Source organism: Ruegeria sp. HKCCA0370 (genome assembly GCF_013033705.1).
Taxonomy (GTDB): domain Bacteria; phylum Pseudomonadota; class Alphaproteobacteria; order Rhodobacterales; family Rhodobacteraceae; genus Ruegeria.
In genome coordinates this window covers 1-12720 of the sequence record NZ_WQEP01000006.1, presented here as the reverse complement: position 1 = coordinate 12720, position 12720 = coordinate 1, and the positions used below count along the sequence as shown (strand labels likewise).

At 62.5% G+C, this 12720-nt stretch carries 14 protein-coding genes and 2 pseudogenes; 9 read left to right on the top strand and 7 right to left on the bottom strand.

Translation table 11 applies throughout. The features are described from left to right. Window positions 1-373: 373 nt before the first annotated feature. The 3 genes and pseudogenes from GOW31_RS13315 to GOW31_RS13305 all read left to right on the top strand — a co-directional run bounded on the left by GOW31_RS13315 (window position 374) and on the right by GOW31_RS13305 (window position 2181). On the top strand, window positions 374-1321 hold the full coding sequence (locus GOW31_RS13315) for a LysR substrate-binding domain-containing protein (protein WP_171170707.1): 948 nt from the start codon (window positions 374-376) through the stop codon (window positions 1319-1321). Between the two features lie 97 nt (window positions 1322-1418). Next, a pseudogene (locus GOW31_RS13310) lies at window positions 1419-1941 on the top strand (IS6 family transposase); the annotation flags it as partial. A gap of 21 nt (window positions 1942-1962) precedes the next feature. Then, window positions 1963-2181 (top strand): DDE-type integrase/transposase/recombinase, encoded by a 219-nt coding sequence (locus tag GOW31_RS13305; protein ID WP_367397115.1) that lies wholly within the window; start codon window positions 1963-1965, stop codon window positions 2179-2181. A 139-nt stretch (window positions 2182-2320) separates the two neighbouring features. Here the strand turns inward: GOW31_RS13305 and GOW31_RS13300 are convergent, their stop codons facing one another. From GOW31_RS13300 to GOW31_RS13275, 6 genes are read right to left on the bottom strand one after another with little or no spacing between them, the layout of a single operon-like run. After that, window positions 2321-3061, bottom strand: a complete 741-nt coding sequence (locus GOW31_RS13300) for an energy transducer TonB (protein WP_171170704.1) — start codon at window positions 3059-3061, stop codon at window positions 2321-2323. After that, complete coding sequence (locus GOW31_RS13295; protein WP_171170702.1) at window positions 3058-3453, bottom strand: biopolymer transporter ExbD; 396 nt, start codon at window positions 3451-3453, stop codon at window positions 3058-3060. Before GOW31_RS13295 ends, GOW31_RS13300 begins: the two co-directional genes overlap by 4 nt. Further along, window positions 3450-3821, bottom strand: a complete 372-nt coding sequence (locus tag GOW31_RS13290; protein ID WP_171117684.1) for a biopolymer transporter ExbD — start codon at window positions 3819-3821, stop codon at window positions 3450-3452. Before GOW31_RS13290 ends, GOW31_RS13295 begins: the two co-directional genes overlap by 4 nt. Then, window positions 3811-4476 (bottom strand): MotA/TolQ/ExbB proton channel family protein, encoded by a 666-nt coding sequence (locus tag GOW31_RS13285; RefSeq protein ID WP_171171014.1) that lies wholly within the window; start codon window positions 4474-4476, stop codon window positions 3811-3813. Before GOW31_RS13285 ends, GOW31_RS13290 begins: the two co-directional genes overlap by 11 nt. Window positions 4477-4480: 4 nt before the next feature. Further along, on the bottom strand, window positions 4481-4927 hold the full coding sequence (locus GOW31_RS13280) for a hypothetical protein (protein ID WP_216602464.1): 447 nt from the start codon (window positions 4925-4927) through the stop codon (window positions 4481-4483). 22 nt (window positions 4928-4949) lie between these two features. Continuing rightward, on the bottom strand, window positions 4950-6923 hold the full coding sequence (locus tag GOW31_RS13275) for a TonB-dependent receptor domain-containing protein (protein WP_254441726.1): 1974 nt from the start codon (window positions 6921-6923) through the stop codon (window positions 4950-4952). A 300-nt stretch (window positions 6924-7223) separates the two neighbouring features. Here GOW31_RS13275 and GOW31_RS13270 point away from each other — a divergent pair, with 300 nt between their 5' ends. Genes GOW31_RS13270 through GOW31_RS13255 form a run of 4 tightly spaced genes read left to right on the top strand, consistent with a single transcriptional unit; the run spans window position 7224 to window position 10974 of the window. After that, window positions 7224-8276, top strand: coding sequence for a hemin-degrading factor (locus GOW31_RS13270; protein ID WP_171170698.1), 1053 nt, complete (start codon window positions 7224-7226; stop codon window positions 8274-8276). Then, entirely contained in the window at window positions 8276-9124 is an 849-nt protein-coding gene (locus GOW31_RS13265; RefSeq protein ID WP_254441722.1) for a hemin ABC transporter substrate-binding protein, read from the top strand. The genes GOW31_RS13270 and GOW31_RS13265 overlap by 1 nt, the downstream gene beginning before the upstream one ends. Continuing rightward, window positions 9121-10194, top strand: coding sequence for an iron ABC transporter permease (locus GOW31_RS13260; RefSeq protein WP_171170694.1), 1074 nt, complete (start codon window positions 9121-9123; stop codon window positions 10192-10194). The genes GOW31_RS13265 and GOW31_RS13260 overlap by 4 nt, the downstream gene beginning before the upstream one ends. Then, a complete protein-coding gene (locus GOW31_RS13255) occupies window positions 10195-10974 on the top strand; it encodes a heme ABC transporter ATP-binding protein (RefSeq protein WP_171117696.1) in 780 nt (259 codons plus the stop codon). It begins immediately after the preceding gene. Here GOW31_RS13255 and GOW31_RS13250 read toward each other — a convergent pair. After that, a complete protein-coding gene (locus tag GOW31_RS13250; RefSeq protein WP_217356682.1) occupies window positions 10971-11249 on the bottom strand; it encodes a hypothetical protein in 279 nt (92 codons plus the stop codon). The genes GOW31_RS13255 and GOW31_RS13250 overlap by 4 nt on opposite strands. A 469-nt stretch (window positions 11250-11718) precedes the next feature. Between GOW31_RS13250 and GOW31_RS13245 the strand changes: the two are divergent. Continuing rightward, a pseudogene (locus tag GOW31_RS13245) lies at window positions 11719-12454 on the top strand (IS5 family transposase). Window positions 12455-12497: 43 nt separating this feature from the next. Next, window positions 12498-12720, top strand: a 223-nt coding sequence (locus tag GOW31_RS21885; RefSeq protein WP_217356681.1) for a hypothetical protein, incomplete at its 3' end; no start/stop codon positions are given.

Here is a 12720-nt window from a genome sequence, read left to right as displayed (position 1 = left end):
TTGCGGCGTGTGTGCCCCTTGGTCCATCCAATCTCAGCCTTGCCACCCGGCCTGCTTCGCTTGAGCTACGCAAGGGCTCCGCTCAGCAGGTCTCGACTGCAACCTAGTCACAAGAAAGAAACAGGAACGGATTTTAGATCCAAGCGGCCCGGATCAGGGGGCTGGGTCATACATAAGAATGGGGTAGGTTTCGGGGGCAGGTCAAAGTTTCTACACCTTTGTATGGTTTCGCAAAAGAAATTGGAAAGCACCCTTGAGAACGGCGGTGAGAAAGTCGAACCCGCTCTATCAGCAGTTACTTTTTCAATATCGGGTGGATAGAAATTCTAAAAAGGTGATCATAATTTAAATTTAAATAGGAAAAACCTATCCATTGGAGGCTGGCATCGTGGGTAGTGATGTGACTTTGAAGCAGTTGGCATACTTTGTCGCGTTGACCGAAGCGCGACACTATCGGCGTGCGGCTGAACGCCTTGGCATCAGCCAGCCTTCGCTTAGTCAACAGATCGCCGGGTTGGAAGCCGTGCTCGGTGTCCAATTAGTCGAGCGTGGTCAGCGGGGAGCAATCCTGACCCCAAATGGTCGGGAAGTTCTGGCGCAGGCGCGACGGGTGCTTGAGGAAGCGGAAACGCTTAAGGACTTGGCGCGAGATGCCAGCGCCGGTGTCAGTGGCACCATCCGGTTAGGAACATCTCCCACATTGGGTCCCTATTTCCTCCCGTATGTTATGCGGCACCTACATACGTCTTTTCCTTCACTTAAGTTGATCGTTCGAGATGCAGCACCGCTGGTTCTGCAAGAAGAGCTTCTTCGCGGTCAGCACGATCTAATCCTCACACAGCTTCCGGTACGATCAGCCGACTTGGAGGTAGAGAGCCTATTCCGGGAGCCACTAAAGCTGACCGTCGCAAAAGATCATGCGCTGTCGAGCAAGTCTGAAGCCCAAGATGTGGACTTGGCCGGGCAAGGCGTCCTTGCTTTGACGTCGACTTATGTGTTGCACAATCAGATTGTCGCTTTGTGCGAGGAATTGGGTGCCAATCCACGGCAAGACTACGAAGGTACAAGTCTTGATGCCTTACGGCAAATGACTGCGTTAAACATGGGTGTCTGCTTTCTGCCTGCTCTATATGTTCGTTCCGAGGTTTCCCCGGACACCGGCGATGTTTCTGTCCTATCGTTTCGCAAGGACCGTTTCACAAGGTCCGTTGGCTTGGTCTGGAGAAAACGTTCAGCGCACAAACGCACTATAGAAATTATAGGAACCATTCTCCGGTCAGTTGCGCGCGACAAGTTTGCCGATTTGCTGACTCCAGAGTGAGTTGCTAAGCAGCAAGCTTGATCACTTTAGAGTTCTGTTTTGTCTTATCACACATTTCGCTTAGTTGACTAACTGACGCCGGCAAGACCACTGGAACCGATACGCACCTCTGGTCGCCGACCGGACGCGTCGAAAGAAGCGTTGCTGCGATCGAGCCTGGCGGATGGACGAAACCTACGTGCGCGGCAAAGGGGAATGGGTCTACTTGTATCGCGCAGTCGACAAACACGGTAAGACTCTTGATTTCATGCTGTCCAAACGGCGGAACAAAGCTGCAGCAACGAAGTTCTTCGCGCGTGCGCTTGAGGTAAACGGGCTCCCAAGAAAGATAGTGATAGACGAAAGCGGTGCTAACACCGCCGGTATCAAAGCCGTCTACAGATGTTGAAGGGCTTTGGTTGTCCGATCCCAATCGAGATGGAGAGGTGGAAATTCCTAAACAACATTATTGAGCAAGATCACAGATTTATCAAACGCCGGATCCGACCAATGCTCGGCTTCAAATCGTTTGTATCTGCTTCCGCTACGCTTGGTGGGATTGAAGTGCGAAGATGATCCGAAAGGGTCAGTTCGGACTCGGAATCTGTCCGTGCAAGCAATTTGCGGAACTAGCCAACTAAACACAGCTAGTTTCGAGCCGCATTCCGACTTTAAAAAAGAATGCGACAAAGCCTTTAAATAACATTGTGGAACAGGACCATCGCTTCATCAAGAGACGCACGCGACCGATGCTAGGGTTCAAGGCCCTCGCTTCAGCGGCGACAACGCTTGACGGAATCGAAGTGTCGCACATGGTCCGCAAGGGCCAACTCACGCCCGGCCTCTGCCCATTTCAGCAGTTCGTTGAGCTCGCCACCTGACGCACGAGCGATTGCTGAAACAACTCAATGGGCTTAAATCTTTGCAACAAAACCCCTCAAAACAATGCAACAGTCCCAAGGAAACGTCCGCGCGAAAAATGGGAAGTTGCGATAAATCCCGATTCGCGCAAGGGGTCGGCTATTTACTGACGATTTCCACGGTATAGGCGCGCCGCACCGAGGCCGGCGGCGGCGGGAAGGGCGCGGCGGCCCGGACCTGTGCCAGTGCGACCTGATCCAGCCGGGACGAGCCCGAGCTGCGGGCAACGCTGACCGAGGCCAGCGCGCCGCTGTCGGCGATGCGAAAGGCCACCCGAACCGAGCCTTGGATGTTCACGCTTTTGCGCCTCGCCCGCAGGATCTTGCGCTTGACCAGACCGGCATAAGTGCTGGCCTCGGCATTTCCCTGCTCCTGCGCGGCGCGGTTCGTCCGTTTCGCCGAGGCCGCCCCCGTCGCCGCTTTGCCGGTGGCGTTGCCCTTTTTGCGGCTGACTGCGGCATTGCCGGTCGGGGTGGGCGGCTTTGGGGGTCGGGCCTGCTGCGGCTGGGGTTTTTGCAGGGTCGGCGTATGGGCGCTCTGCCGCCGGGCCGGGGCCTGCGCCTGCAACCTGGTGGCCGGCTGCGCGCGCGCACGGTCGGCCGGGGCCTCTGGCGCGGTCCGGGCCGGGGCAACGGGTGACTGCTGCGCGGCCGCCGGGGGCGGGGCCATGGTTCCAGCCGCGTAATCCCGGAACGAGGACCCCAGCGCCGCAGGGGCAACCGTGCCACCGCCTTCGACGAAAACCGCCTCGTCCGTGTCGAATTCGAACAGGGCGGCGGCGTGGGTCGCGGCGGCCAGCACGACCAGCGCGGCGGCCATGATGCGGGATTGCGGGATCATGGCAGGCCCCGCTCGGTCACGACGAAGACCCGGTTGGCGCCCAAGGTACGTAGGGCATCGCTGACCTCTTTCAGCCGCACTGCCGGCAAGGCCCGGTCGGGCACCAGCCGCACGGTATCCAATGGCAGGTCGATCGAGGCGCGCTCGACATAGGCCGCCACATCCGTCAGCTCGGCCCCGCGATATTCCAGCACGCCGTCGGCGCGGATGACCAGCGCATCCGGGGGCTCGCGCCCTTCAAGATCCGCCGTCCGCACCAGTTGCACCGACTCGCCCAGAGGCGGCGCCAGCGTGCCTGCGATCATGAAGAAGACCAGCATCAGAAAGACCACGTTGATCAGGGCGATCGTCGGCTCGCGGCCGGGTTTCGTTTTCGGGGTCAGCCGGATCATCCGATGACCTGCGTGCTGAGCCGAGACACGGGTTCCAGCGCGGTCAGCAAGTCGATCAACTGCTGCGAGGTCGCCCCGCCGCCCAGGCTGATCAAGGCCAGCTGGTCGGTTCGGCCGTCGAACCGTGCGGCGACCGCGTCGGGCGCGACTTCGGTGCCGTCGATCAGGATGCGGTCGCGCTCCAGCTTGATGAACCGGATGGGCCGCTGGGCCTGCGACCCGCCCGCCGCGGCGGTGGTCAGTTCGATCTCGGCGTATTTCGAGAAGGTCGAGGTGAGCATGAAAAACAGCAGCAGCAGAAAGATGACATCGATCAAGGATGTCATCGACAAGCGCCGGTGCCGCCTTTTGCGGGTTTCAAGCGCCATGTGCCAGCGCCTCGGAGGACGGAATGGCCGGACGTGGCGCGGCGGCGTGGCCGGGGGCAAACACCGTGCGCAGGGCGCGGTTGGTAAAGACCCGTTCGCGGGTCATGCGCGCCTCGAACCAGGTCAGGACAAGCGAGGTGGGCATGGCCACGGCCAGCCCCGCGGCGGTCGTCATCAACGCAACCCAGATGCCGCCGGCCAGCAGCGCCGGATCCACCGCGTTGCCGGCCTCCTGAAGGGTGCGGAAGGCCTCGATCATGCCCAGCACGGTGCCGAACAGCCCCAGCAGCGGCGCAAGCTGCGAGACCATGTCCAGCACGTTCAGCCCGCGTTCCAGCCCGGCAAAGCGCGCCTCGGCCTCGGCATCGGCGCGGTCCATCAGTTCCGGCCCGTGCCCGTCCAGCGCAATGGCGACCACCGGCGCCAGATAGCTGCGGCTTCGGTCCAGATGCGCGCGCGCGGTTGCCCGGTCGTTGCGGTCCCAGGCTTCGATGGCCAGCGACAGCTCGACATGCCGCCCGACCCCGGCGGCCTTGTATTGCCACAGCTTGTAGAGGATCAGCGCCATGGTCGCGACAGAGGTCGCGATCAGCACCGCCACGACCGGGCCGCCCAGGTCCAGAATTGCGGTCAGTCTTTGCAGAAACGCATCCATCGGATCATCCAATCAACTCGGTTTCAAGGCGGCTGCGCAGCGTCAGGCCGGACAGGCAGGCATCGGCCAGATCACCGGGATAGGCGCAGTCCTGCACCCCGTTGATCAGGATCCGGCTGATCTGATTGCAGGCAAGGCCGGTGAATTTGAACTGGCGCACGCGGGGCCGCCCGGCGGGCAGGTCCTGGAAATCCAGCAGCGTCAGCAGGGCCACTTCGCCTTGCGCGCCGAACAGCACCGTTTCATAGACGGCGCCGCCGATATCCGCTGGATGGGCGTTTTCGACCACGAAGCTCAGCAGGCAGCCCTGATCTTGGTCCACGGCCGAGCTGAGCTCGATCGTGACGCCGCCTGCTCGCTGCGTGTTCTCGGCACTGGCCAACCCCGCCCCCGCGATGGGGGGCAGGGCCAGCAGGACCGCCCGAACAAGGTGATGCACGGCTTTTGTCATGACGGGTCCTTTCCGTGTGGGTTCAGAAGGCCTTGGCCAGGGTCAGCTTGAAATTCCGGCCCGGCGAATTGCGGGTCGACAGGTTCGGCTGATAGGCCTTGTCAAAGATGTTCTCGATCCCGGCGCGCAGTTCGAACCCGGCCAGCGCGCCCTCTTGCGGCAGATAGGTCGCGCGCAGGGTGTTCACCCCGTACCCGCCCACCGGATCGCCCGAGGAATCGAGCCCCGACTTGGCGCCGAAGATCTCCCAGCTGACATCCAGGGTTTCGCCGAACCGCTTGCCCAGGGTGATCTGCGCCGAATCCGTGGGTTCGTTGCGCCACGGCGATCCGATGCCCGCCGCGTTGAATTCGGTGGCGCTGACGATGTTGGCGTTGAAATCGACGTAGAAGCCCGTGGCATGGGCATAGGAGGCTTCGATCTCGACGCCCTCGGTTTCGACCTTGGACAGGGGCCGTGACGGCCTGCCCGACACGTACGAGGTGATGTCCCACAGATCGGTGCTATAGAGATTGACCTTGGCGCGCAGGACGTCGCCGGCGGCGAAGATGTCGCCGCGGTCATAGGAAAAGCCGGCCTCCCAGGTGCGGGATTTCTCGGGCTGGGTCATGTAGAGCGGTGTGCCCAGATCGTCGATGATCGGCAGGCTTTCGGTATAGGCCCCGCCCGCGAACACCGCGAAGCCGCTGGCGAATTCATAACGGGCTGACAGGCCGCCCATCAGCGCGTCGTTGTCATAGCTGCCGTTGAAGGGCGCGACCGCGTCGCTGTTGCCTTTGATGTCCTGCGTTTCGTACCGCAGCGCGGGCGTCACGGTCAGCTGGTCGCTGAACTGGATGTCGTCGACGGCAAGCAGCGCGATGCGGCGGTCGGTGCCACCCGGCGCCGATGGGGCATCCAGCCGCTTGCGGTCGATGAATTCCACCCCGAACCGCAGATCATGCGACGCCGCCCCGGTCTGGAAATACGCGCTGTTCTTGATCGTCAGCTTGGTGGTTTCGTAATTGTGCGTGGCATCGGCCAGCGCCCGGATGCCGGGGAAGAAGGGCGTTCCCTCCAGGCTGGACGAGCCGGGCACATAGCTGCTGTCGATGGCCTGCTCGGAATAGCTGAGATTGACGTCCAGATCGACCAGATCGTTGCCGGCCGGCCTGTACTGATAGCGCAGAACGGCGATCCGGGTTTCGATGTCGCGGTCCACGTTGCCGAAGGCGTCCGCCGTCGTGCCGAAGGAATCATAGGGCACGTCGCGCTCTTCCGAGGTGGACTGGTTCCAGGACGCGGTGATCGAATGTTCAAGATTGTCGCCAAAGCTGTATTTCCCCTTGGCCAGCAGCGAAGGCAGGGTGAAGGCGCTGTTGCCGATCGTGTCGCCGTTCCCGTCCTTCTGATCGTCCTGGTCGCGATAGGTGTAGTTGAACAGGAATTCGGTCTGCCGGTTGGGTTGCCACGCCAGGATCGACGACGAGGCAAAGCCGCTGCCGTTGGAATACCCCTCGAGCGACTGGCGGAAGCGGAACCCCGGCTCGCCGCCGGTAAAGTCGGACGCGTCCTTGGTTTCCAGCTGAACCACGCCACCGACGACGCCCGAGCCGTATTCGAAGGACCCCACCGTGCCGCGGATGACCGAGACGCTTTTGTACAGTTGCGGATCGGTGAACAACTGGTTGCCGATCCGGTACAGCTCTTCCGCGCCGGTGGTGGCGCCGTCGACCAGGATCAGAACCTTCTGATCGGTGCCGAAGGTGCCGTTGGCCCCGTATCCGCGGATATTGATGCCCGATCCTTGCGGGGTCGAGCCGTTCACCAGGGTAACGCCGGGAACCGAATCGATCAGCTCGGCCACCGTGTTGGCCTGACGGTCATCGATCTCTTCCTGGTCGATATTCGTGACCGGAACCGCGGTGCCGGTCTGGATCTCGCGTTTGCTTTCGCCCAGCTCCAGGGTCCCGAGGAACCCGTCATCCTGTTCCTGCGCCCAAACCATGGACGCCATCAAACCAAGGCAAGACGCAGTCCCAAGCAGGCCTGCAATATGTGTACGCGCACGCATTTCTGTCCCTTCGAAACAAGTGTGAGGACCGGAGATGCTTGCAGGTCGCTGGCGCTGGTCGGTTTTTTTTGCTGTTTTTTTGGAATCGCCTTTTCGCGGCGACTTGTGCTCGTTAATAAAGGTGACTAAAACAGTCAACATAATTTCGTGCCTGAATTTTCGGCACTGCCAGCAGGACGCTGTTTGCGATCAGCGCCCGGGCCAGCACCCCCTTGGAACCACGATGAAGACGGGAAACCCGCTATGGAACAGGTGCTTATGGCTCCTCAGGATATTCGTGCTGCCTATGCGCAGAAAACAGGCCAGCGAGACCGCGATTTCGCGGAATCGCTGGGGTTGAGCGAGGGCCAGCTGGTCGCGGCCTTTGCCGGGCAGGGCGTGACGCGTCTGACCCCCGGCCTTGACGGGCTGTTCGGCCAGTTGGCCGGCTTGGGCGAGGTCTTGGCGCTGACGCGCAACCCGTCCTGCGTGATCGAAAAGATCGGGCGATACGACAATTACCACAGCGGCCAGCATGCCGCGATGGTGCTGACCGAAGAAATCGACCTGCGTATGTTCCCCGCGCAATGGCACCATGTCTTTGCCGTCGAGCGGGAAACCGAAGCCGGTCTGCGCCGCTCGATCCAGGTGTTCGATGCAGCCGGGGACGCGGTTCACAAAATCATCCTGCGGGATGGCTCAGACCTGGGCCACTGGGACAGCTTGGTTCGGGCATCGGCCGCCGAGGATCAAGGCCAGACGATGGCGGTCGTGCCGCGCAAACCGGCCGAAGCGCCCAAGACCAATGCCGACAAGTCCGACGCGCTGCGCCGCGAATGGGCAAAGATGACGGACACGCACCAGTTCCTGCGCCTGACTTCCAAGCTCAGGATGAACCGGCTGGGCGCCTATCGCATCGCGGGCGAACCGCTGGCCCGCGCGGTTGATCCCGCGGCGGTAACCGGCCTGTTCGAACAGGTGCGGGACCGGCAGATCGAGGTGATGATCTTCGTCGGCAACCGCGGCTGCATCGAGATCCACGGCGGCCCGGTGCAAAATCTTCAGCAGATGGGGCCGTGGTTCAACGTGCTGGATCCGGGCTTCAACCTGCATCTGCGCAGCGATCACATCGCCGAGGTCTGGGCCGTCGACAAACCGACCCAGCGCGGCCCGGCGGTCTCGGTCGAGGCCTTCGATGCGGACGGCGCCCTGATCCTGCAGATCTTCGGGCGCCGCACCGGCGAGGCCGATCATCGCCCCGCCTGGGATGCGCTGGTGGCCGCGCTGCCCGGACCGGCCGATACCGGAGCGGCATGATGCGGGGCCTGGTGACACTCTGCGCGGCTTTGCTGGTTTCGGCGGCGGCCGCGCAGGCCGAGAGCAAACGCGTGATCGCCATCGGCAGTTCGCTGACCGAGATCGTCCATGCCCTGGGCCAGCAGCACCGGCTGGTCGGCCGTGACCGCAGTTCGACCTGGCCGCCCGAGGCGGCGGATCTGCCCGATGTCGGGTATCGCCGGGCCCTGTCGCCCGAGGGCGTGCTGTCGGTTGCCCCCGACCTGATCCTGGCGCTCGAAGGGTCGGGCCCGCCCGAGACCATCGCGGTGCTGCAAGAGGCCGGCGTGGATTACGTCGCCATTGCCGACGAATTCTCGCGCGGTGGCGTCATCGACAAGATCCGCGCCGTGGGTGCTGCGCTGGGGGTCGAGCCCGAGGCCGAAGCCCTGGCGGCCGAAACCGCACGCCGGCTGGACCGGGCGCTGGCCGAGTCGTCCGCCGCGCAGGACGCGCCGGTGAACGTGCTGTTCCTGCTTTCGGCACGGGGCGGCGAGTTTGTCGTCGGCGGGGCTGAGACCCAGGCCGACACCATCATCCGGATGGCCGGAGGCAAGAACGCGGCCGCCGATGTGACGGGTTTCAAGACGATGACGCCCGAAGCCTTGGCCGCCACCGCGCCGGACGTGATCCTGATGATGGAGCGCCAGGGCGAGGCGATCCTCTCGGAGGAAGAGCTGTTCGCGCTGCCCGCGGTCCGGCTGACCTCGGCGGGGCAAAACCGGGCGCTGATCCGGATGCCCGGCGCCTATCTGCTGGGCTTTGGCCCGCGCACCGCCGACGCGGTCATGGATCTGTCGGCCGCATTGCGGGGCGTCAGGGGCTCATGACGCTGGCACTGGACAACGGCGCGCCCCCGTCCGCCGAGGCCCGCAGGTCGCGGGCGACATGGGTGACCCTGACCCTGATCGGCCTTCTGGCCGTGACCAGCGTGGCCAGCGTCTCGGTCGGCGCGTCCGGGGCCTCGCTGAAGATGGCCGTTTCAGATCTGCTGCATGGCCGGGGCCTGTCGGATCTGAACCGGATCGTGCTGTGGGATATCCGCCTGCCGCGGCTGGCGATGGGCATCCTGGTCGGGGCGGCGCTGGCGGTGTCGGGCGTGGTGATGCAGGGGCTGTTCCGAAACCCGCTGGCGGATCCGGGCATCGTCGGCGTCAGCGCGGGGGCGGGGCTGGGCGCGATCACCGCCATCGTCTTCGGCAACCTTCTGCCCGCCGCCGTTCTGGCCTGGGTCGGCAGTGGCCTGGTCGCGGTTGCCGCCTTTCTGGGCGGCTGGGCGTCGGTCCTGATCCTCTATCGCGTTTCGACGCGCCAGGGGCAGACCTCGGTCGCCACGATGCTGCTGGCCGGTATCGCCCTGGCGGCTCTGTCCGGCGCGGTGTCCGGGGTAATGGTGTACGTCGCCGACGATCAACAGCTGCGGGATCTGACCTTCTGGGGCATGGGGTCACTGGCCGGCGCGACCTGGACCAAGGTCGCCACCGCCGCGCCCTTGATACTGGCGTCGATCCTGTGCGCGCAGCGTCTGGCCCGCGCCCTGAACGGCCTGGCCATGGGCGAAGCGGTGGCGCATCACATCGGCATTCCGGTGCAGCGCAGCAAGAACATCGCGATCCTGACGGTGGCCGCCGCCACCGGCGCGGCCGTGGCCGTGTCGGGCGGGATCGGGTTCATCGGCATCGTCGTGCCGCATCTGCTGCGGCTGAGCACCGGCCCCGATCACCACCGGCTGCTGGTGAATGCGGCCTTGCTGGGCGCGGCCCTGTTGCTGGCCGCCGACATGATCAGCCGGGTGATCGTGGCCCCGGCCGAGCTGCCGATCGGCATCGTCACGGCCATTCTGGGCGCGCCGGTGTTCTTCTGGATCCTGCTGCGCCGCCACGGATCGATGGGAATGTGAATGATGAAAGCTGAAAATGTCGGCGTCCGCATCGGGCGCAAACAGATCCTGCGCGATGTGGATTGTCTGGCCGAACCCGGACAGGTCACCGCGATCATCGGGCCCAACGGCTCGGGCAAATCCACCTTGCTCAGGGCGCTGTCGGGCGACATCCCGAACACCGGCCGGATCACCCTGAACGGCCTCGACATCGCGGCCCTGCAGCCCTGGGAACTGGCGGCGATGCGGGGCGTTCTTCCGCAATCCTCGGCGGTCGCCTTTCCCTTCACCGCGCTGGAAGTCGTACGGCTGGGCCTGCCCGGCGGCCTGGCCGACGGCGACGACGCCTTGCCGTCGCGCGCCCTGGCGCATGTCGATCTTGCGGGGTTCGAGCCGCGCTCCTACCATAACCTGTCCGGCGGCGAGCAGCAACGCGTGCAGCTCGCGCGCGTTCTGACCCAGGTCTGGAGCTCGGTGCGGCGCGACCGGCCGCGCTGGCTGTTGCTGGACGAACCCGTCGCCAGCCTGGACATCGCGCATCAGTTCACGGTTCTGCGCATCGCGCGCGAATTCGCCGATCAGGGCGGCGGCGTCGTGGTCGTGATGCATGACCTGAACCTGACCGCATTGTTCGCCGACAAGGTCTGCGTGCTGTCGAACGGAAAGCTCTGGCGCACCGGCACGGTTTCAGAGGTCTTGACCGACGATGTGATGCGGCAGGTCTATGGCATCGATCTGCCGGTCAGCACCCTGCCCACAAGCGGCGTTCCGTTCATCCTGCCGCAGGCGCGGGTGCCCTAGCGCCCCGGCCAGACCTGCACCACCGGATAGAAGGGTGCGCCCCGGTCCTGCTCGGTCGCATCGGCTGTTTTGAAGGCTATCCGGTAGAACAGGAAGGTCGCGTCGGGGTGCTCGGTTTCGCGATCGGCCCGGCCCAGCCACCTCTGGCTTTCGGGTGTTTGCTGAGATCGCAGGATAAGTGTGATTGGTAAGACGCTTACTCTGATCGTTCCAAAATTTTGCAACACAACCGGCGCTTTGTCGTTGCGCAGCATATTCCGGAATTCCGACTTCACTCTTCCCCACGATTGTCACGCTTTCGGCAAACCTGGTCACTATACTACGGTGGCGGTTTAACCGTGAGTGAGTGTTTTCAGTACGTTCTGTGCTCGGGGGTTGAAAGTCCCTGGGCGAAATTCAGTTGGTTTGGGCGTGTCACTTCGACCTTCAAGCAGGATGCGTTTGTCGTACTAGAGGATACGCAGATGCAGGGCGACCATCTGATTGCACAGGTTCGACATGATATCCATGGCGACTTCAGGAATGCTTGGGTGATCTCCTTCAAGCGCCGCCTATGCAGATTTCACGGTGCTCTCAATCCCCTGGGCAATCACGATGCCGAATTCGCCCAACGTGCTGCGTAGCGTGTTGCTGAGCTGTGTCCGTTGCCGCACGACAAGATCGCTGGCTAGGTTCTGGACCTATTAATTTGGTTGCCGCTTTCCCGCCTACGTGATTCATGTCCGTGAGTTTCAGGGGTATAACATGAGCAATCTATTCTGGCTGACCGATGAGCAGATGGCGCGGCTTCAGCCTTACTTTCCCAAGAGCTATGGTAAGCCGAGGGTTGATGATCGACGCGTACTGAGTGGGTTTATCTTCATCAACCGCAATGGGCTGCGTTGGTCCGATGCGCCTCGCGAGTATGGTCCGTCAAAGACGCTGTACAATCGCTGGAAACGATGGAGCGATATGGGTGTGTTCGCTCGGATCATGAACGGGCTGGCTGCGGAGGGAACCGATCAGAAGACCATTATGATTGACGCAACCTACCTCAAAGCGCACCGCACGGCTTCCAGCCAGAGGTTGAAGAAGGGGGGCGTGGCAGGCTGATAGGGCGCACCAAGGGTGGCATGAATACGAAACTGCACGCCGTTACTGACAGCCTCGGACGCCCCATCCGCTTCTTCATATCCGCTGGCCAGGTGAGCGTTTACACGGGCGCCAGGGCTCTGGTAAATAGTCTACCATCGGCTGACTGGCTACTGGGAGATCGAGGCTATGACGCAGACTGGTTCCGCGAAGCCCTTAATGACAGGGGAATAAAAATGACAGGGGAATAAAGCCCTGTATCCCAGGTCGAAAGTCACGCGACAAGCCTGTCCGATACGATAAGCGCCGCTACAAACGACGCTACCGCATTGAAATCATGATCGGACGCCTGAAGGATTGGCGGCGCGTCGCCGCCCGGTATGACAGATACCCAAAGGTATTCCTCTAGGCCATCGCTCTCGCTGCTACAGTCCTATTCTGGCTGTAAATCAATGAGTCTGGAGCCTAATAGCAACCAAGTGGAACATTTGGGTATTAGCGCATTGCTGCAGGGCATGGCGCATGTGCCGGGCGCAATCTTAACCGCCACTGAAGCATTCGAAGTCGTCGTCGATCACGATGACCCAGCCGCTGCCCAAGCGGATAGGGCATTGAACGACGTCGTGAGAACAGTACTTCTCCCCCGCATGGAGGAAGATCCGAACGCGCTGGTCT

Bases quoted from the DNA above. Each gene is read 5' to 3' on its own strand.
- GOW31_RS13300 (WP_171170704.1), bottom strand. From the start codon at position 3,061: ATGATCCCGCAATCCCGCATCATGGCCGCCGCGCTGGTCGTGCTGGCC.
- GOW31_RS13260 (WP_171170694.1), top strand. From the start codon at position 9,121: ATGACGCTGGCACTGGACAACGGCGCGCCCCCGTCCGCCGAGGCCCGC.
- GOW31_RS13255 (WP_171117696.1), top strand. From the start codon at position 10,195: ATGATGAAAGCTGAAAATGTCGGCGTCCGCATCGGGCGCAAACAGATC.
- GOW31_RS13270 (WP_171170698.1), top strand. From the start codon at position 7,224: ATGGAACAGGTGCTTATGGCTCCTCAGGATATTCGTGCTGCCTATGCG.
- GOW31_RS13280 (WP_216602464.1), bottom strand. From the start codon at position 4,927: ATGACAAAAGCCGTGCATCACCTTGTTCGGGCGGTCCTGCTGGCCCTG.
- GOW31_RS13295 (WP_171170702.1), bottom strand. From the start codon at position 3,453: ATGATCCGGCTGACCCCGAAAACGAAACCCGGCCGCGAGCCGACGATC.
- GOW31_RS13275 (WP_254441726.1), bottom strand. From the start codon at position 6,923: ATGGCGTCCATGGTTTGGGCGCAGGAACAGGATGACGGGTTCCTCGGG.
- GOW31_RS13285 (WP_171171014.1), bottom strand. From the start codon at position 4,476: ATGGATGCGTTTCTGCAAAGACTGACCGCAATTCTGGACCTGGGCGGC.
- GOW31_RS13290 (WP_171117684.1), bottom strand. From the start codon at position 3,821: ATGGCGCTTGAAACCCGCAAAAGGCGGCACCGGCGCTTGTCGATGACA.
- GOW31_RS13265 (WP_254441722.1), top strand. From the start codon at position 8,276: ATGCGGGGCCTGGTGACACTCTGCGCGGCTTTGCTGGTTTCGGCGGCG.